General features: G+C 64.8%; 15 protein-coding genes. 4 read left to right on the top strand and 11 right to left on the bottom strand.

What is annotated here, in order from left to right:
* Positions 1-230 precede the first annotated feature (230 nt).
* The 6 genes from AC628_RS30800 to AC628_RS30775 all read right to left on the bottom strand — a co-directional run bounded on the left by AC628_RS30800 (position 231) and on the right by AC628_RS30775 (position 7,868).
* On the bottom strand, positions 231-1,109 hold the full coding sequence (locus tag AC628_RS30800; RefSeq protein WP_074130548.1) for an efflux RND transporter periplasmic adaptor subunit: 879 nt from the start codon (positions 1,107-1,109) through the stop codon (positions 231-233).
* A 7-nt stretch (positions 1,110-1,116) separates the two neighbouring features.
* Positions 1,117-2,013: an alpha/beta fold hydrolase gene (locus tag AC628_RS30795; RefSeq protein ID WP_143201886.1), complete on the bottom strand. Its 897-nt coding sequence runs from the start codon at positions 2,011-2,013 to the stop codon at positions 1,117-1,119.
* A 397-nt stretch (positions 2,014-2,410) separates the two neighbouring features.
* Positions 2,411-2,659: a hypothetical protein gene (locus AC628_RS30790; protein WP_074130550.1), complete on the bottom strand. Its 249-nt coding sequence runs from the start codon at positions 2,657-2,659 to the stop codon at positions 2,411-2,413.
* A 182-nt stretch (positions 2,660-2,841) separates the two neighbouring features.
* Positions 2,842-3,051: a cold-shock protein gene (locus AC628_RS30785; RefSeq protein WP_021078030.1), complete on the bottom strand. Its 210-nt coding sequence runs from the start codon at positions 3,049-3,051 to the stop codon at positions 2,842-2,844.
* Between the two features lie 179 nt (positions 3,052-3,230).
* Entirely contained in the window at positions 3,231-5,666 is a 2,436-nt protein-coding gene (locus AC628_RS30780) for an adenylate/guanylate cyclase domain-containing protein (RefSeq protein WP_074130546.1), read from the bottom strand.
* A gap of 135 nt (positions 5,667-5,801) precedes the next feature.
* Positions 5,802-7,868, bottom strand: coding sequence for an AsmA family protein (locus tag AC628_RS30775; protein ID WP_074130545.1), 2,067 nt, complete (start codon positions 7,866-7,868; stop codon positions 5,802-5,804).
* 212 nt (positions 7,869-8,080) lie between these two features.
* Here AC628_RS30775 and AC628_RS30770 point away from each other — a divergent pair, with 212 nt between their 5' ends.
* Positions 8,081-8,755, top strand: coding sequence for a Crp/Fnr family transcriptional regulator (locus tag AC628_RS30770; RefSeq protein WP_074130544.1), 675 nt, complete (start codon positions 8,081-8,083; stop codon positions 8,753-8,755).
* Positions 8,756-9,200: 445 nt separating this feature from the next.
* The gene (locus AC628_RS30765) at positions 9,201-9,836 is read left to right on the top strand and encodes a pyridoxamine 5'-phosphate oxidase family protein (protein WP_074130543.1); all 636 of its coding nucleotides are present in this window, start codon (positions 9,201-9,203) and stop codon (positions 9,834-9,836) included.
* Between the two features lie 163 nt (positions 9,837-9,999).
* Here the strand turns inward: AC628_RS30765 and AC628_RS30760 are convergent, their stop codons facing one another.
* On the bottom strand, positions 10,000-10,938 hold the full coding sequence (locus AC628_RS30760) for a LysR family transcriptional regulator (RefSeq protein WP_074130542.1): 939 nt from the start codon (positions 10,936-10,938) through the stop codon (positions 10,000-10,002).
* Between the two features lie 141 nt (positions 10,939-11,079).
* On the opposite strand from AC628_RS30760, the gene AC628_RS30755 reads away from it, so the two are divergent.
* Entirely contained in the window at positions 11,080-12,246 is a 1,167-nt protein-coding gene (locus AC628_RS30755) for an ABC transporter substrate-binding protein (RefSeq protein WP_074130549.1), read from the top strand.
* Positions 12,243-13,499 (top strand): flavin-dependent oxidoreductase, encoded by a 1,257-nt coding sequence (locus AC628_RS30750; RefSeq protein WP_074130541.1) that lies wholly within the window; start codon positions 12,243-12,245, stop codon positions 13,497-13,499. The genes AC628_RS30755 and AC628_RS30750 overlap by 4 nt, the downstream gene beginning before the upstream one ends.
* Before the next feature lie 485 nt (positions 13,500-13,984).
* Here AC628_RS30750 and AC628_RS30745 read toward each other — a convergent pair whose 3' ends face one another.
* The 4 genes from AC628_RS30745 to AC628_RS30730 form a co-directional block, all read right to left on the bottom strand.
* On the bottom strand, positions 13,985-17,137 hold the full coding sequence (locus AC628_RS30745; protein WP_074130540.1) for an efflux RND transporter permease subunit: 3,153 nt from the start codon (positions 17,135-17,137) through the stop codon (positions 13,985-13,987).
* A 13-nt stretch (positions 17,138-17,150) separates the two neighbouring features.
* Positions 17,151-18,068: an efflux RND transporter periplasmic adaptor subunit gene (locus AC628_RS30740; protein WP_074130539.1), complete on the bottom strand. Its 918-nt coding sequence runs from the start codon at positions 18,066-18,068 to the stop codon at positions 17,151-17,153.
* A 274-nt stretch (positions 18,069-18,342) separates the two neighbouring features.
* The gene (locus tag AC628_RS30735; protein ID WP_074130538.1) at positions 18,343-18,996 is read right to left on the bottom strand and encodes an OmpA family protein; all 654 of its coding nucleotides are present in this window, start codon (positions 18,994-18,996) and stop codon (positions 18,343-18,345) included.
* 143 nt (positions 18,997-19,139) lie between these two features.
* Positions 19,140-19,728, bottom strand: a 589-nt coding sequence (locus tag AC628_RS30730) for a tetratricopeptide repeat protein (RefSeq protein WP_143201885.1), incomplete at its 5' end; no start/stop codon positions are given.

The raw sequence follows: 19,728 nt of genomic DNA, 5'->3' as shown, positions 1-19,728 counted from the left end.
CGTATCCATTCCAATGCGGATAATCTGCTTCACGGACGGTCCCCTCGTTTGAGATTGCACAACCTCATTCTGGCACACTGATGCCGTAGGGGGCCGTCCACACCATCAACCACAGGGCGGCGTTGTTGAATCGCGCTGTGGCCACAGCTCTTCAAGACAATTCACATTGGTGGTTATGGGTCCCGGCCTTCGCCGGGACGACACTGTGAATGTGGCGCCAACCGCACCCCCTACTTCGCGTCGGCGCTTGCGCCCACCGGCCGCACCGGGTCGCCCTCGCGCAGCAGCGCGCCGGCGCGGGCGACGACGATGTCGCCTTCCTGAATGCCGTCGCGGATCTCGACCTGGCCGGCCGACATCAATCCGGTCTCCACCCGCCGCGTCTCGACGCGGCCGCCGCGCACCACCTGCACCACGGTGCCGGCGGTGGAATAGAGGATCGCGGTCAGCGGCACCGCGACGCCGCAGCTCTGCCCGGTCTTGATCTGCGCGCGCCCGCTCGAATTCACCAGCAGCCGCTGGTTCGAGCTGATAGCCACGAACACCTGGCCGAGCTGGCTGTTCGGCTCGACGGTCGGCGCGATCATCCGCACCTTGCCATCCATCTCGCCGGCGCCTGATATCTTCAGCCGCGCGGTCTGCTCGGTCTTCAGCTTGGCGATGTCGCGGGTCGGCACCATGCCGACCAGGTCGTATTCGCTTTTGGCGATGATCGAGAACAGCGCGTCCTTGCCGGAGGCCGGCGCGCCGACGATCGCCGACGACGCCGAGATCGTGCCCGCGACCGGCGCCGCGAGGTTGATCGAATTGGCGCCGTCGGTCAGTCGCGCCAGCACCTGGCCCGCGGTAACGGTGTCGCCGGGATCGGCCTTCACCTCCGCGACCTTCAAGCCAAACCGGTCGGGCCGGATCTGCTGCTCGTCGCGCGGCATCACGATGCCGGAGACCTCGACGATATTGCCGAAGCAGTATTTCGAGGCCTTCAGCACCGTCACCGCCGCGCCCTTCGGCACGGCGTCGGCCTCGCCCGCGGCAGACGCGGGAGCGGCCGCGGGCACAAGCAGCGCCGAGGCGGCGAGGGCGGCAGCGCGCAGGCGGGGCAAAATCATCGGCGAACTATTCCCAAAATGAGGGCCTCCTCATTACCAGATGCGCCCTCGCCGAACCAGCCGGCTGGGCCGCCTCAGCCGCGCCGGCATCCGCCGCCAGCTCCAGCTTGGCGAGCTCATCGGCGCGCCAGATGTGGCGCAGGATCTCCGGGTTGACCCGCTCGGCATGCGTCACCGGCAGCATGTGGCCGGCGCCCGGCAGATGCCGCATCGCGGCGCCATCGATCAGCGCGGCGAGTTTTGCAACTATGCGCTGCGTCACATAGGGCGACAGTCCGCCCGACATCAATAGCGTCGGCACCTTCAGCGCGCCGGCGGCGGCCGCGACGGCGTCGAGATCGAGCGCGGCGTTGAAATCGTAAGGCAGCTTGTCGGCCTGCTCGATCATCCGCAGCCGCCCGCTCGGCGAGAACTGCTCGCGCGGGCCGGAGCCGGCCCAGAACGCGGTGAACGCCTCCACCGCCTCCAGCACCGCTCCGTCGAAAATATCCTGCGACACCACCTGCGCGATCCGCGCGAAGCGCTCGTACAGCCGCGCGTCCGCGGGCGTGTCACGCAGCAACGTGGGAAGCACCGGCTCGATCAGCGTTAGGCTGCGAACGCGCTGCGCATAAGGCGATGTCGTCGCCAGCCGAAACGCGATCGCCCCGCCATAGGAATGCCCGATCAGATGGATCGGCCCACAGGCCTTGGCGAGCCAGGGCTCGAGCCGCGCGATCTCGCCATCCAGCGTCCGCGGCCAGTCGCGCCCGCAGGCCGCGACGCCATAGCCGGAAATATCCGGCGCCATGAACCCGTCGCTGCCGAGCGCGGCCGCAAGCTTGGTCCATTGCCGTCCCGACCCCAGCGAGCAGTGCAGCGCCATCACCGACGCCGTATCCGGCGTCCCGTCCAAACCCGTCATCAAACCATCCTGCTTGTTCTTGTTGTCGTGAAGGCGCGCGTTCGCACGCGCCCGTCATGACGCGAGCGAGGTGGGGGATGGGTTATTCCTGGGAGGGGTGGGGGAGGTCGTGATCGTGATTGCAGGCGCAGCGTGATTCACTGGATGGTGATTTGTTGCGAGGATGCGGGCGCGCATCTTCCTCAGCTGTTTGATAATTGAATCTGGAGCGGTGCCTCATATTCGCCGTCGTCCCGGCGAAGGCCGGGACCCATTACCCCAAACGGTCGTTGTGGCGCGAGGCTGGGGCTACGATCCTTCTCATCACGAATAGCGGTGGTTATGGGTCCCGGCCTGCGCCGGGACGACGTGGGGAGAGAATGTCGCTTACTCCGCCATCGCCGCGCGCGGCAGTCCGTCAGCGTACGATGCGCTTGACGCGTCGCGTGGTCTTTGGCTTGGCGGCCGTCGGCGTTTCGATCTGCGCCGCGGCATCGGCATCGCGGGCTTCGCGGAGAGCGCGCAGGCGCTCCATGTTCTGGCGCACGGCGATTGCCTCGCGCTCGACATCGGCCATGGCGCGGGCGCCCTCTTCGGCGGCAAGCCGCTGGCGTTCGGCGCGCGCGAGGCTGTCGGGAGTGGGGGCAGACGGCGTTCTGGTGGCCATGGTCATCCTTGCTTCGAATATGCCAAGGCCCGCCCAACCTGTTCAGATCGAGCGGGCCTGGCAGTCACTCCAGTACATCCGTGGAATGACGCTGCAGCATGAACGGCGCATCATTCGGAAAGCCTGAACCGGCTCTCCTTTGCGACCAACGCGAAGCGTCGGGTCGCAAGGCGAATGCGAACTCAGGCCAGCTGCAGATTCTCGGCGCTGGTCTTGCCACGCATCTTGTCGGTCTTCAGCTCGAACGACACCTTCTGGCCCTCGGCCAGGCCGGACAGACCGGCGCGCTCGACGGCGCTGATGTGAACGAACACATCCTTGCTGCCGTCATCGGGCTGAATGAAACCAAAGCCCTTCTGGCCGTTGAACCACTTCACAGTACCTGTAGCCATGTCTCTTCTCCAAAGCAGACATTTCGCGTGATGGACGCGTCACCAATTCAACTGGCGATGTCTTTGGAGGAGGGCCGATGGGACCATTCAACAAGGCGCAACGGCTAATCGAATAATGGTAATATATACCCGTTTGGCGCGAAAACAAGGCGAGCGTCGGGCCGGTTCCGTGACGCGCCTCACTCCGCCGCCGCTTCCGCTGATGGCTCGCCCTTCCAGCGCAGGATTTCCGCGGCCAGGATCGGGTGATTGAAGCCCTTCACCACGAGGTCGTCGATGGCGCGGCCTTCGACGTAGGGCTCGACCATGCCGTAGACGCGACGGCTCACCACGATCTGGTTGGGCTTGGCCTCGCCGCATAGGCGGGAGGCGAGGTTGGTGACGCTGCCGATCGCGGCGTATTCCAGCCGCTGCTCGAAGCCGACCTGGCCGAGCGTGGCGTAGCCGAGCGCAATGCCGATGCCGAAACCGAGACTGTGGCCGCGGTTGCGCCACGTCTCGGTCAGCGGGCCGACCGTGTCGCGCATCTCCACCGCCATCTTCACGGCGCGCGCGGTGTGGTCGGCGAGTTGGATCGGCGCGTTGAACAGGATCATCACGCCGTCGCCGGCATATTTGTCGAGCGTGCCTTCGTATTTGAAGATCAGCTTTCCGAGCGCCGCGTGATATTCGCGCAGCACGTTCATCGCCTCCTCGGGCTCGGTCGCCTCGGTGAAGGCGGTGAAGCCGCGCAGGTCGCAGAACACGACGGTGACCTCGCGGCGGTGGCTCTCGAGCAGGCCCTCGGGATTGTCGGACGAGGCGATCAGCTGCGCCACCTGCGGCGCCAGGAAACGCTCGAGCTTGCGGATGCGCTCGATCTCGCCGAGCTGGGTCTCGACCCGCGCTTCCAGCGACTTGTTCCAGTCGGTGAGCTGCTCGGTCTGCTGCTGCAGCCTGTCGGCCTGCTCGCGCACGGTGGTGTTTGCCTGCTCCAGCGCGTGGCTCTTCTGGTCGACCTCGGTGAACAGCCGCGCATTGCGCATCGCCAGCACCGCCTGGTGCGCGAAGGTCTTCATCAGGCCGATCAGGCCCGCCGGAAAATCGCCGGCCGCCTTCCGCAGCACCACCAGCGAGCCGAGCACGCCCTGCTGATCAACCAGCGGCACGATAAGCACCGAGTGGAAGCCGGCGCCGACCACGACATCGCGCAGGGGATACTTGGGCTGGTCGGTAAGATCCGGGAACGCCAGCGGCTCGCCCTTCGCGGCGGCCTCGCCGAGCGGACTGTTATCAGCATCGATCGCGCGGTGGTGGCCCTCGGCCTCGCTATCGATGCCGATCGATTGCGTCAGGTTGAAGCTGCGCTGTGCGGCGTCATAGCCATAGATCAGCACGGCGTCGGCATGGGTGATCTCGAGCGCGCGGGCGGCGACCGTCGGCAGCACGGCGTTGAGGTCGAGCGATGACGCCACCGCGCGACCGACCTCCTCCAGCACCTTCAGCTCGTTGATCGATTGCGCGAGATCGCGGGTGCGCTCCTTCACCTTGGCCTCGAGGTCGGAGTAGGTCTCGGCGAGTTGCCCCGCCATGCTGTTGAATTGCCCGGCGAGCTCCTCCAGCTCGTCCGCGGTCTTCACCTCGATGCGATGGCCGAAGTCGCCGGCGCCGAGCCGCCGCGCGCCGGTGCGCAGCGCGGTGATCGGCACCAGCATGCGCCGCGCCAGGATCGTGCCGGCGATGATCGCGACCACGAGGCCGAGCGCAATCAAAAGCGCGATGCGCACCAGCTGGTCGCGGATCGGCGAGAGCGCCTGCGACGTCGGCTGCTCATAGAACACGTGCCAGCCGAGGTTCGGCGCCGATATCGCTGTCGTCAGCACCGCGTTGCCGTCGACGTCCTTGCCGGAAGCAATCGGCCTGCCGTTCGAGGACAGCACCGCGGCGACCTGCGGCAGCGCGGCGAGATCCTTGCCGACCTCGGGCCCCTTCGATGAGCTCGCCAGCACGCGGCCCTTGGCGTCGACGACATAGGCGAAGGCGGTGCGGCCGACCTGGGAATCGCCGAAATAGTCATTGAGGAAGCGCAGGTCGATCTCGGCGACGGTGACGCCGGCATTGAAGCCGGAATGCTGCTCGCCGATCGACATATAGGGCCGCTCGTCGCGAAAATATGCCGGCGCGTAGGCGGTGCCGCGCTCGACCGCCTCGGTGAAGCGCAGGTCGCGGGAGAGATCGGCATTCGAGTTCACCGTGACGGTCTGGCGCGACAGCCGCAGCATCTCGCGACCCTGGCCGTTGATCAGGGTGAGCTGGTTCACCGCCGGCACCTGGCCGAGCAACTGGGCGTAGTCGGCGCGGCGCAGCTCGATGGTGTTGGAGGAGGCGCGGGTCACCCAGGAGATCTGGCGCTCGAGATCGGAGATCGACTGCTCGATGTGCTTGGCGGTGGCGTCCGCCTTCTCGCTCATCGCATCGATCAGCGTGCTCTTGATGCCGCGGTAGCTGATCCAGGTCTCGAGCGCGCCGTTGACCGCCAGCACGAACACGACGAGGCCGACCAGCGCGAGGACGTATTTGGCGAACAGGCCGCCGCGCAGGAACCAGTTCTTGCCCTTGTCCGTAGCCCCGTTCATCCAGCCTCGTCCGTCCCCTCCAATCCGTCGGGTGCGCCACTGTATCTGCCGCAATTTAGCACGGATCGGCAAAGCGAGGCGGCCCCTCGGGCCGCATGGTTAGCCGTGGATATTGGCGGGGGACATCCGGGAATATCAGCGATTGAACAGCTGCCGCAGCACGTCGTTCATCGCGGGATTGTCGTGCTGCTCGACGCTGTCGGCCGGAGGAGGAGCGGGCGGCGGGGCTTGGTTGGCGGCCGGCGGCGCGTTTGCCTCGGGCTTGGCGAGGCTGCGGCTCGGGCGGGAGGCGTTGCCCTGGTTCAGGGTAGAAAGGCCCTGCTGCAGCAGGTTCCCGATGGTGTCGCCGAGCTGCCCGCCGAGCGGGTTGGTCTGGCTGGCGCCGCCGCCCGGTGTCTGGCCCGTGCCGGGCTGTACGCCGGTTCCGCCGCCCTGCACGCCATTGAGGAGGTTGGTCAGTCCGTTCAGGCCCTGGCTCAGGCCTTGACCGTTCTGCCCGAACAGGCCTTTGCCCATCTCCTTGAGCTTGGCATAGGCGGCCTCTGGATTATCGAGGATGCCCTGCATCTCGGGATAGATCCGCGGGCTGACCCAGGGCCCCTCGAGCATCACGGGAATGCCGAGGCCGACCGGATTGCCGGCGCGGCCCTGGCCCTCGGTGGTCATCACCAGCTGTGGCTCGACGCGGAACCCGATCTGGCGGGTGTTGAGATCGACGGTGCCGACCCCGGTCATCTTCACCAGCGGCCCGATCAGATTGAGGTCGGTGGTGACGGCCTGGCCCTTGTCGACCTTGAACGAGGCCGCGAGCTGGCTGAGATCGGTCGACAGCTCCTGGCTTTGCTGCCAGCCCGACAAGGTGCCGGTGGTGAGGTTGCGGATCATCTGCGCGACGTTGAGGCCGAGGATCTTGCCGTCCTGGAGCACGACGAAGGCGGTGCCGCCGAGATTGCCGACGATGGCGCGCTCGCTGCTGCCTTGCGAGGTCAGCGCGATCTTGGCCTGCATCCTGCCGTCGAGCTTGTCGAACTCGGCGAGGCTCTTCAGCACCGGCAGCGCCCGCACGCCGGCGAGATCGAGCCGCAGCGCGTAGGTTGGATTGGCGGTCCTCACGTCGATGGTGACGTCACCATTGGCGGTGCCTTCATAGGCGCCGAGATTGGCGAGCTTGCCCTTCAGCACGCCGCTATCGACCGATGCCTCGATTGCAGCCTGCGCGAAGCGGCCGTCGCCGATCACGAGCTCGGCCGCCGAGATGCGCGCCTGCGCGTCGACATAATTGAGCCCGCCAAGATCGATCGACGCGTTGCTCCAGCTGTTGGTGCCCAGCGGCTGCGCCGCGTCGGGCTGGCCCGGCGGCATCGCGATCGAGATGCGCTGGAAGTCGAGATCGAGCTTCACCAGCGGCTTGTTGCTGGCGAAATCGACCGAGGCCCAGCCGGTGAAGCCGCCATCGCCGAGCGTGCCGGAGACGCCGTTGAACATCAGCACGGTGCCGTTCAACCGCGCTTCCGCGTTGGCCTTGATCGCTGCTGGCAACAGGCCGGGCGCGTCGATGCTGAATTCGGCCGGCACGCTCTGACGCTCGAGCGGCGCCTGCGGCGCGGTCGCGCGGATCTCGAACTTCAGCGGCCTGTCGCTCGCGCGCGCCTCGCCGGTGACGACGATCTTGCGGTCGTCGCCGACGGTCGCGTCTAGCCTCAGCGCCTCGATCCGGTTCTCGACCCGGTCGCGAACATTGGCGAACACGATGGTGCCGCCGGTGATGCCGACATGCCGGATCGTGATGCCGCCATCGTCGGAACCGGACGACTTCGCCGGCGGATTGTGGTCGCGGGTGCGCTCGCGCTGCAACGGCAGATTGATTACCGGCTTCTCGATCGCGAGGTCGGTGATCTCGGGCTGGCCCGACCACAGGCTCGCCAGCGTCATTTCGGCTGCGACGCGGCTTGCCGCGAACCGGTTGTCGACGTCGCGCTCCCGCGGATCCCGCAATACGACATCGCTGAGCGTCAGATTGACCGTCGGCCAGAGGCTGACCCTGGCGCCGCCATTGATGGCGAGCTTGTAGCCGGTCTCCCGCTCGACCCGCGCGGTGATGGCAGACGTGAGGAAGGAGGACGGGATCCCGACCGCGGCCACCAGCGCGACGATCACGATCACGGCAGCAATGGCAGCCCCGGCGAATTTCAGTGCTCTCATCTCGATATTCCAGGCCGGGCAGACAGGGTTCCGCCGCGGAAAGGTACGGCCGGTCGCACGAGATTACCCCGCAAACGGGACCTCGCTGCAATCACAGGAAAAATATTCCGTTACCAGCATGAACTTATGTGACCTCTCACACACTCTTATGAGGGTGATTTTTGCTAACCGGGCGTCAGGGGACCGCTCGGATAGATTTGGAAGGCAATACAATGAGCAAACAGGCCGAATTTGCGGTCATTCTGAAAATGAACCCGATGTTCGCCGATCTCGGTGCGGACGAGTTGCATCGGCTTTCGGGCCTCTGCCACACCCAGCAGCTCGCCACCGGCGAGGTGCTGTTCCAGAAAGGCGATCCCGGCGACGCCCTGTTCGGGGTCCGCCGCGGCCAGATGCGCATCGAAACCGGTGCCTCCGACGGCAGCCGGCTCACGCTGAACTTCATGGGGGCCGGCGATCTGTTCGGCGAAGTCGCCGTGCTCGACGGCCAGGATCGCACCGCGGATGCGACCGCGGGCGAGCCGACCGAATTGTTTGTCCTGCGGCGGGAGGATTTCCTCGGCTTCCTCGAGCGTGAGCCGAAGGTCGCGGTCAGGCTGATCGCGTTGCTGTGCCAGCGCATCCGCTGGCAGAGCGAGCGGATGGAAGAATCCGTGCTGCAGCCATTGCCGGTCCGTCTCGCACGCCGGCTGTGCGCGCTCGCGGAGGATTTCGGTTCCGAGGTGCACATCTCGCAGGAACAACTCGGCATCTTCGTCGGCGCCGCGCGCGAGAGCGTCAACCGGCAATTGCAGACCTGGCGCAAGGACGGCATCGTCGACCTGCAGCGCGGCCGGATCATGCTGCACAACATGACCAAGCTGACGGCGGTCGCACGCAACGATTAGCGACGTTTTCGAGCGAAGTGGACAATTGGTTCGCGTCAAGAGCGCGATAAATGAGAAGCCAGGCGGAACGCATGCAACGCGCGCGCGAGGATCATATCCTGTCGCGCGCTTTGCTTGCCCGCGTTGACGCACTCCTGCCTAAAAGACTTGCTTGCATGATCGCGCCGGTATCGGTTTCATCCGGCCTGCCGGTCCTTGGGGTGACACCCAGCCTTGCTGGCCTCACGCCATCCACCTGCAAACCCCTGCGGTCTCTTTCCCGTTGACCGCAGGGGTTTTGCGTTTCGCGTCTGCGCGACGCAAATCCGCCTGCTTCAATCGGCCCGGAGCCGAGCTTGCGCTTGAACGTCGCGGCGAAGCCGCCGGCGGATGCGCGCTTCTGCGGTCTGGACTATGCTGTTCCCGCACTCTACTTCGGTGCGGGAATGGCAAAGGGAGGTTCCTCATGGACAACCAGGGCGCAGGCGGCAAGCCGCCGGTCAAGTCGCAGGAGGATCTTCGCGGGCATTTCGGGCAGGTGAGCCCTCTCGCGGAGAAGAAGGTCCTCCATCATCTCGACAGGTTCTGCTGCGACTTCATCGCGCTCTCGCCGTTCCTCGTCATCGCCTCGAGCGACGGCAACGGCCATGCCGACGCCAGTCCGCGCGGCGACGCGCCCGGCTTCGTCTCGGTGATCGACGACAAGACGCTGCTGATCCCGGACCGGCGCGGCAACAACCGCGTCGACACGTTCGGCAACATCATCGCCTCGCCCGGGGTCGGGCTGATGTTCATGGTGCCGGGCATCAACGAGACGCTGCGCATCAACGGGCGGGCGGAGATTTCGCAGGAGCCGGATCTGCTGACCCCGCTGACGGTGCAGAACGTGACGCCGATCATCGGCCTCAAGGTGCATGTCGATGAAACCTACTTCCATTGCGGCAAGGCGCTGATGCGCTCGAAGCTTTGGAGTCCCGCGGCGCAGGTCGAACGCAACAGCTTCCCGACGCTCGGCCGGATCATCGCCGAGCAGACCGCCGCGATCGAGGTCGAGGTCGCCGAGAAGGCGATGGAAGAGGCCTATAGAACGAGGCTCTACTAGAGCGCGACGAGGCTAAGGACGGGTACCTATAATCCTCCCGAACGGCGTCCGCATTACCGTCAGAAGCGGACAAAAGAGGCGTGCTTGGTCATGTCGGCCAAGGGCCCAGAAGCGGACCGTCGGCCGCGATCTCAATCGTGTCTCTGGGGTCAGAAGCAGACGTTCATGCCGATAGTGATTTCGCTACAGCTCTCGCGTGCTCAATGAACAACTTTGCCAAGGGACCTGGTGTGCGGGTCTTCAAAGTAAGAAGTGCGACCGCATACTGAGTAATCGGGATTTTGACCGGCAGGATTTTCAGCCCCACCCGTCGGGAACTGAATTGGGCAACCGAGTTCGGCAGAATGCCGACGAATTTGCCGGTTGCGATAAGGGTCGTGGTCAGTTGAATTGATAGCGTGGCAACCGAGGGCCGGGGTGCCTTCAGCCCGCTGGCGGTAAAAATTCCCGAGATGATTCCACCGGGCGTGCTGTCATGCGGCGGAAGCACCCAGGATTGCTCCATCAAATCAACGAGTTCGATCCGACGGCGGCGTGCCCATTGACTATTGACTCCGGCAACGGCCACAAACGGCTCCTGGATCAGCGGCTCGAAGACCAAATCCTCTTCGAGAAAGGGATCCGGCAGCCGTCCAATCAGAAGTTCGACTTTGCGCTCGCGCAGCGGACCGAACTGCGCCAATGCGATGTCTGCATGGACCACACGCAACTGCACCCGCGGATGCTGTTGCAGGAAGCGCTCCGATATCGCAGGCACCATGCCTGCATTCATGATCTCCGGGCATCCGATTGCAAGTTCACCCGACGTGGGATCGGTCAGGAATTCGATCTGCTTCAATCCCTGACGCATCTCATCGAACACGTTGATTCCGCATTTGAGCAACGCCTGGCCGTAATTGGTCAGCTCGACGCCCTGCGCGGTGCGGTCGAACAGCTTTACCTTGAGTGTCTGCTCCAGATCGGAAATCGTCTTGGAGACGACGGGATGGGAGATCGCAAGGCGCTGGGCAGCCTTCGCCATGCTCCCCGCTTCGGCCACAGCCAGCACAATGTGGAGGTCGCGCAGCCTGATCCGCCGGCCAATCCGCTCAGACCATTCCATTTTCGAACCCCTTAGTCTGCAAGCTACAGGGATATCCAAAAATCGAACTTTCAAACTACAGGGACCCGAGGCAGCATTCAATCCGCGATCGGCCATGGCTTCCGGTCCCCGGCAGCCGCGCCGGCCCTGATGGAGGGAGAGATGTCCAAGCGAAGTATCTTCGGCGCTGCGATTCTCGTTCTTTCAACCGCCGCAACGGGAAACGCCAGCGCGCAGGACGCGGTCAAGATCGGCATGGTCATGCCCATGACCGGTCCACTTGCTGCAGCAGGTCAGCAGGTGCTGGCGGGCGCCCGCCTTTATATGAAACAGCACGGCGACACGGTTGCCGGCAGAAAGGTTGAACTGGTCGTAAGGGACGGTGCGTCCTCGGGCGAAACCGGCAAGCGCCTGATCCAGGAACTCATCGTCAATGACAAGGTGGATATCATCGGCGGAGGCTTGACCGCGGACCTTTTCGCGAGCGCCGGCCTTATTACGGAAGCACAGAAGCCGACCGTCATCATGATTTCGAGCACGACGGCTGTGGTCGGAAAATCACCGTTTTACGTTCGCGCCAGCTGCACGCTCGCGCAATCTTCTGCGATCCTGGCCGACTGGACGATGAAAAAAGGCCTCGCCAAGGCGGTGACACTGGTAACGGAGTTCGCTCCCGGGCTGGAAGCCGAGGAAACCTTCACCAACAACTACAAGGCCGCGGGCGGACAGATCGCGGAAGCGATCCGCGTCCCGCTGCGCAATCCCGACTTCGCCCCCTTCCTTCAGCGCGTCAAGGACGCCGCCCCGCAGGCGTTGTTCGTGTTCGTACCTTCGACCCAAGCCGCGACGTTCGCCAAGCAGTTCGTCGAGCGTGGCCTCGACAAGGCAGGTATCACGCTGATTGGGCCCGGTGACCTGACCGACGACGAAGCCTTGCCGAACATGGGCGATGCCATGCTCGGCGTCGTCACCGCGCACTTTTATTCGGCAGCGCATGCATCCGCCGTCAACGCGGCATTCACCGACGCCTATCGCAAGGAAGCGAAAGACGGCGCGAACTTCATGGCGGTCTCCGGCTATGACGGGATGCACGCGATCTATGAAGCGCTAAAGAGGACTTCCGGCTCCGCGGATGGCAAGGTGCTGATCGCCGCCATGAGGGGCATGACCTGGGAGAGCCCGCGCGGCCCGATGTCTATCGACCGCAACACCGGCGAGGTCGTGCACAACATCTATATCCGCAAGGTAGAGAAGACCGGAAGCGAACTGCGCAATGTCGAGTTCGAGACCTTCAACAATGTCAGAGACCCTCGCGTCGCGGCACGATGAAGCATCTCGAAGTTATCGTCGCGGGAGGCGGCATCGGCGGGCTGAGCCTTGCGCTCAGCCTGCATCAGGCCGGAATAGCAGTCCGTGTCTACGAGGCCGTGCGCGATCCGGCGCCGCTCGGCGTTGGCATCAATCTGCAACCGGCCGCGGTACGTGAACTGACTGAACTCGAACTGGGCGACGTCCTTGCGGTGACCGGCATCGCTACGCAGCGGCTCAATCTCTGCAACAAGTTCGGCCAGCTGATCCATGCCGAGCGCCGGGGGCTGGAGGCTGGATATCGCTGGCCGCAATACTCGATCCATCGAGGGAAGCTTCAGCGCCTCCTGCTCCAGGCCGTCCGCGAGCGTATCGGAGACCAAAATGTCCGAACCGGACTGAGGCTGGTCAGATTTGAGCAGGACGAGAACCGCGTCAAGGCTCGCTTCGCTGATCGTCAATCCGGGTCGGACCAGGTCGAGGAAGCGGACATTCTCGTCGGCGCCGATGGTATCCATTCAGGCGTTCGGCAGCAGCTTTTCCCTGGAGAAGGCGCGCCTCGCTTCGCCGGTCAGGCGTTGTGGCGAGCGGCCGTGGAGGCCGAATCGTTCCTCGATGGCAAGACGATGGTCATTGCCGGTCATTTTCACCAGCGAGTCATCGTCTATCCCATTGCTCGGAGGCGGAGCGGCAAAGTCCTCATCAACTGGATTTGCCAAAAGACGGTGACGAACCAGGCACCACCGCGTGAGGACTGGAACCGGCGTGTTGCGAAGGAAGAGGTTTTGTCAGCGTTCGGCGGCTGGAAATTTCCGTGGCTCGATCTGCCCGCGCTGATCGACCAGTCACCCGACATCTATGAGTTTCCACTGGTCGATCGCGATCCGGTCGCCGCCTGGTCGTTCGGCCGCGTCACTTTGCTTGGCGATGCCGCACATCCGATGCAGCCAATCGGCGGCCAGGCCGGCTCCCAAGCCGTGCTCGATTCCCGTGTGCTTACCCGTGCCCTGGTCGAAACTGATGATGTTGTCGCGGCGCTAGGCCGTTACGACGCGGAGCGCCGGCCGATGATGAACGACATCATATTGAGAAATCGCAATTTTGGACCTGAAGCGGCCATGCAGATTGCAGAAGAGCGCGCGCCAAACGGCTTCGTCTGCATCGACGATGTCATCTCACGTCAAGAACTCGATGCTATTGTCGGTTCCTTTGCAAAGGCCGCGGGTCTCGACGTCGAAACGGTCAACCATCGGCCATCATACGTCTCTCGGTAAGAACAGCTGTTCGAGCCAACTTCTTTTGGCGCCAGGCAGGGCCCATTGTAGGCAAGACGTGGTCGCTATGGGTCAAAAAGGCGATATCCCTGACCGTCAGGTCGCATGTCTGGTTCGCGCCTGAAAGTGTGCTTCCCAGTTCATGAGTACGCGTCCTTAGGTCGATAGCGACCGCAACGGCGCTGGGCTCCCTCGCCCCGTTCCTACGGGAGCGAGACAAGCGATGCTTGCTCTTAGAGGGTTAGGGTGAAGAGCCGCCTCCGCGCATATGGTGATAGCTCGAGTATGCGGAGATTCTCCGCACCCGGCCATTGCGAGCGAGGAGGCTTGCGCGATTTCGGAATATTGGAAATGTACCCTTGATTTGCCCGACGTGTCAAGTTGCCGTGTCGAATGCCGGCCGCCGTCGGCTCCTTTGCATGGGGTTGTTTTCGATATTTTGAAGTAGTCGTCTGGTCGCGCCGTTGGCGAGGCGCGACTTCAGTTCACTCCGCGGCGGGCGAGATCATGCTCGGCGGGCCGCCCTGCCGCTTGGTCTGGTCGCCCTGGTGCTCGCTCGGGGTCAGCTCGTGGTCGGCATGTGAGACCACGAGTCGCTTGCCGAAGCGCCAGATCAGGCCGCCGATGTCGTCCATCACCATGAACATCGCCGGCACGAATACCAGCGACAGCACGGTCGAGAAGATCAGGCCGCCGATCACGGCGAGCGCCATCGGCGAGCGGAATTCGCCGCCGGCGCCGAACGCCAGTGCTGACGGCATCATGCCGGCGGCCATCGCGATGGTGGTCATCACGATCGGGCGGGCACGCTTCATGCCGGCGTCGATCATGGCCTCCTCGCGCGCCTTGCCGTCGCGGATCGCCTCCACTGCGAACTCCACCAGCATGATGGCGTTCTTGGTGACGATGCCCATCAGCATCAGGATGCCGATCCACACCGGCGTGGTGAGCTGCTTGCCGGTCAAGAGCAGCGCGCCGATCGCGCCGCCGATCGAGAGCGGCAGCGAGAACAGGATCGTGATTGGCTGCAGGAAGGTGCCGAACAGCAGCACCAGCACCGCATAGACCATCATCAGGCCGGCGGTGATCGCGGTGGCGAAGCCGTCGGACAGCTCGGCGAGGCTCTCGGCATCGCCGGACGGGCTGACCTTCACGCCCTTCGGCAGGCTCTTCATGACCGGCAGGTCGTAGATCAGCTTGGTGGCATCGCCGAGCGCGGCATTGCCGACGAGGTCGGCGGCGACGGTGGCCTGCCGCTCGCGGTCGTAGCGGTTGATGCTGGTCGGGCCCTGGTCGAGCTGGATGTCGGCCACGACGGACAGCGGCACGCCGCCGCGCTCGCCGCGCTGGCCGAGCGGCACGCGCAGCTGCTCCAGCATCTGCAGATCGCTGCGCGCATTGTCCTCGAGCTGGACGCGGATCGGCACCTGGCGTTCGCCGGCGTCGAACTTGGCCAGCGCCGGGCCGACGTCGCCGATGGTGGCGACGCGAATGGTCTGCGAGAGGCTCTCGGTCGAGACGCCGAGCCGTGCCGCGAGCTCGGCGCGCGGACGGATGCGCAGCTCGGGCCGGTCGAGCGCGGTTTCCGAGATCACGTTGGCGATGATCGGGATCCGCTTCATCTGCGTCGCCAGCTCGCTGGCGACGTTGTTGACGATGTTGCTGTCGGTGCCGGTGACGACCAGCGAGATGGCGCGCAGGCCGTTCTCGTCGAGGAACCAGAACCGGATGTCGGGGACGTTATCGAGCTCCTTGCCGATCGACAGCTCGAGCTCGCGCTGGGTGATCCTGCGGTCCGCCTTCGGCGTGTAGTTGATGATCAGCGCGGCGCGGCGCACTTCCTGGATGCCCGGCGGCACGCGGCCGCCGTCGACGAACACGCTACGCACCTCAGGCCGCTTGCGCAGGCGTGCCACGATCTCCTCGGTGACCTTCTCGGTGTAGGCAAGCTGCGAGCCGGGCGGCAGCTCCATCGCGAGCAGCGAGCGCGCGGTGTCCTGCGCCGGCAGGAAGCCCTGCGGCAGCAGCGTGATGCTCCAGATCGACGCGGCGAACACCGCAAAGCCGAGCAGCACGGTGATGTAATGATGCTTCACCGACCAGGTGACGAGGCTGTGATAGGTGCGCAGGATGCGGCCGGGCGGCGGGTCGTCGTGGTCATGATGCTTGAGGAAATAGGCCGCCAGCATCGGCGTCACGAAGCGCGCGGCGAGCAGCGAGAAGAACACCTGCACCGACACGGTGATGCCGAATTGCTTGAAGAACTGCCCGGCGATGCCGGACATGAAGCTCGCGGGAGCAAAGATCGCGATGATGGTGAGCGAGATCGCGATCACCGCGAGGCCGATCTCGTCGGCGGCTTCAAGCGCGGCACGATACGGCGTCTTGCCCATCCGCATGTGGCGGACGATGTTCTCGATCTCGACGATGGCGTCGTCGACGAGGATGCCCGTCGACAGCGTGATGGCGAGGAAGGAGACCAGGTTGAGCGAGAAGCCGAGCAGGTCCATCGCCCAGAACGCCGGGAAGATCGACAACGGCAGCGAGACCGCCGCGATGATGGTGGCGCGCATGTCGCGCAGGAACAGCAGCACGATGATGACGGCGAGGATCGCGCCCTCGAACAAGGTCGAGATCGCGGCCTCGTAATTGCCCTTGGTGAATTCGACCGAGGTGTCGATCAGCTTGAGGTCAACGTCGGGATAGGCCACCTTCAGGGCGTCGATCCGCTTCTGCACCGCGGCCGCGACCACGACGTCGCTGGCGCCCTTGGAGCGCTTGATGCCGAGCGCCACGACAGGCTCGCCGTTGAAGCGGGCGAAGGTGCGCCGGTCGGCGATGGTGTCGGTGACGGTGCCGAGATCGTCGAGCCGGATCTCGCCGCCGCCGAACAGCGGGATCATGGTGCCGGCGAGCTCGTTCAGCGTTTTGGCGCCGGCGAGCGTCCGGATCGCCTGGTCGTTCTTGCCGATCTCGGCGCGGCCGCCGGCGACGTCGACATTGGTGCCGCGCAGGATCTGGCTGACATTGACCGCGGTGAGCCCCACCGCCTGCAATTTGTCGGGATCGAGCGAGACCAGGATCTCGCGCTCGACACCGCCGATGCGCTCGACCTGGGCGACGCCGCGCACGCCCTGCAGCGCGCGCTTGACCACATCGTCGACAAAGTAAGAGAGCTGCTCCGGCGTCTTGCCGGGCGAGATCGCGGCGTAGGTCACAATCGGCAGGCCGATCACGTCGACGCGCTGGATCAGCGGCTCGGTGACGTTCTGCGGCAGGTTGGCGCGCACCCGCGTCACCGCGTCCTTGACGTCGTTGAGCGCGCGGTCGGTGTTGGTCTCCAGTGCAAACTGGATCGTGGTCACCGACAGGCCGTCGGTGATCGAGGAGGAGATATGACGCACGCCCTCGACGCCGGAGACGCCGTCCTCGATCGTCTTGGTGACCTGCGACTCGAGTTCCGAGGGTGCCGCGCCGAACTGCGAGACCGCGACCGAGATCACCGGAATGTCGGCGCTCGGCAGCCGCGTCACCGCGAGCTTGGTGAAGGAGACCCACCCCAGCACCAGCAGGATGATCGAGAAGACGATCGAGGGAAGCGGGTTCCGGATCGACCATGCCGAGATGTTCAAAGCCATTAGCGTGTCCGAATTAGCGTGATCGCGTGCGATCGAGTTCGTCGGCGAACATGGTCTTGATCTGGTCGCCGTCATGCAGCGAGGTGCCAGCATCGGCCACGACGATTTCGCCGACGTCGAGGCCTTCAAGGATTTCGGTCGAGGTGTCGGAGGTCAGCCCGACGCGCACCCTGCGGGTCTCGACGGTGTTGCCCTTCACGACCTGCAGGGTCAGGCGGTCGATCGCGGTGCGCGGCACTGCGACGCCGCAGGAGCGCTTGGCGTCGATATTGGCGCGCGCGAACATGCCGACCTTCAGCGTCGGATTGTTGTTGATGGTGATGCGGACGTGGCCGAGCTGGGTGGCGCGGTCGATCTGCGGCGAGATCTGGCGGACCTTGCCGACGATGTCGGGCGCATCGTCACGGCTGATCCGGACATTGGCGCCGGGATTGAGCTTGAGGAGCTGGAAGCCCGGCACCTCGGCATCGAGCTCGATCTCGTTGTTGACCGAGATCTTGAACATCGGCGGAGCCTGCGGCGAGGCCGGTGCACCGGGCGCGGTGCGCACCTCGGTGACGAGGCCGGCGGCCGGTGCGCGCAGCACGACGGGCTTGGCATTGGCCTGGGCGGCCTGCTGCGGCGGCGGGGTCAGCCGCGCCAGTTCCTGGTTCTCGGTCACGGTGTCGCCCTCGCGGACCAGCACGTCGGTGACCTTGGAGCCGTCCTGGTCGACATTCACCTGCGCCTCACGGCGCGGCACGATGAAGCCGGTGACGCGGACCATGTCGGAGAAGCAGGCATTGGTCGATTTCGTCACCACGACCAGCGCCTGGCCCGGCGTCTCCTTCTCCTCGGGATGGGAGCGGTGTTCGAACGCGTAATAGGCGACAGCCAGCGCGAGGAAAACCACAGTGCCGAGCGCAGGCTTGAGGTATTGGGAAAAGTTCATCGCCTGATCAATCCAGAGCTTGGCGCGTATCGACAGGGATTGTCTTGGGCGCTCGTCGAAGTCTCATCACGCTCGCCATCGTATTCCTTGAGCATGCGGAAGGCCGGTGTCCATTGTTCCGGATCGAGCCCTGACGTCATGTGAGGCGGGTCACCTGTGGGCTGCTCTGGGCTTCTGCCCTCAAGCAAATGCGCCCCGCCGGGGTGCGGGACGCATTGTAACCTCAAAAAGCGGCTACGCCACCGCCGATCACTGCTGGATCACTTGAACCAGATCATTTGGACGCGGTGTCCTTGTTTTCCACGTTGACCACCTGGACGCGCCGGTTGATGTCCGCCATCGGGTGGCTCGGGTCCTTCAGCTTGCTCTTGCCATAGCCGACGGTGACGAGATCGGTGCCGTTGATGCCGTATTTGTCGACCAGATAGCGCTTGATGGCGTCGGCGCGGCGCTCCGAGAGGCCCTGATTGTAGTCCTCGCCGCCGGCGGCGTCGGTGTGGCCGGCGACCACGAAGGTCGAGCCCTTCAGGTCCCGATTGGTGAGGGCGCGGCCGAGCGCCTGCACCGAGGGCAATGATTTCGCGCTGATGTCGGCGGAGTTGTAGTCGAAGTTGATTTCGAGATCGATCTTCGGCTTGTCCTGCACGATGGTCGCGATTTCCTCGCGCTCCGCCGAGGACAGCGAGCGGGTGGCGCGGCCGCGGACGCTCTGCACGAACTTGGCCTGGTCGGTGTTCAGCCCCGGCGAGGTGGTCTGCGGGCCGACCGACAGGCCGCGGGTCAGCGGCTTCTTCTCGGGCGTCAGCGCCTTGATGATCTGGTCCTCGGTGACATCGTCACCGGCGCGGCCGGCCGCCATGCCGAACGACAGCATGACACCGGCGGTCACGAATGAGAGGATCGCGGCCTTTGCCGACGGGTTGAACATTTCGGTCCCTCCTGCGCCGGCTGGCGCGGTTCCATGCAACGCTTCAGATCGATTGGCCGGCATCGCTGCCCGGCCCGCACCCTCTGATTAGTCGCGCGATTGCATCGGCGGTTCGAGCCGCGGGGCAGGCCGTCGTCCATTTGTTACTGGACGCCGTAGTCGGCGAATTCCTTGACGATGTTCGGGTCCATCGCCTTGGCGTTGGCGATGTCGAGATCGCCTTCCGCGACCGCGCCGTTGCGCTTCTTGGCAAGGCCGCGTCCGTACAGCGACGAGGTCAGCCGCGGGTTGATCTTCAGCGCAGCGTCGAAATCGGCGATGGCGTTCTTGTTCTGCCCGCCCTTCAGGTTCATCAGGCCGCGGCTGTCGAGCGCGTCGACGAAATTCGGGCGCAGCCGCAGCGCCTCGTTGCAGTCCTTCAGCGCCGCCTGCAGGTCACCGATCACGGTGCGGACCCAGCAGCGGTTGTTGTAGGCCTCGACATCCTTCGGGTTCAGTCGCAGCGAATTGGTGAAGTCCTTCACCGCGAGGTCGTAAGCACCCTTGCTGGCATAGACCTGGCCGCGGCGATACAGCGCAGCCGCATCGTCAGGGTTCTTGTCCAGTTTCTCGCTCAGGCCCTTGATCGTCGGATCGTCGGCGAGCACCGGCGAATTGCTCGGCGCCGGCGTGGGCTGGATCACCACCGGCGGCGGAGGCGCGGGCGGCGGCAGCACGATCTCGGGCGCCTTC

This window comes from Bradyrhizobium sp. NAS96.2, from assembly GCF_001908235.1.
In the GTDB taxonomy this organism is placed as follows: domain Bacteria; phylum Pseudomonadota; class Alphaproteobacteria; order Rhizobiales; family Xanthobacteraceae; genus Bradyrhizobium.
The sequence above is the reverse complement of the archived record's forward strand: the minus strand, read 5'-3'. Positions and strand labels throughout refer to the sequence as shown.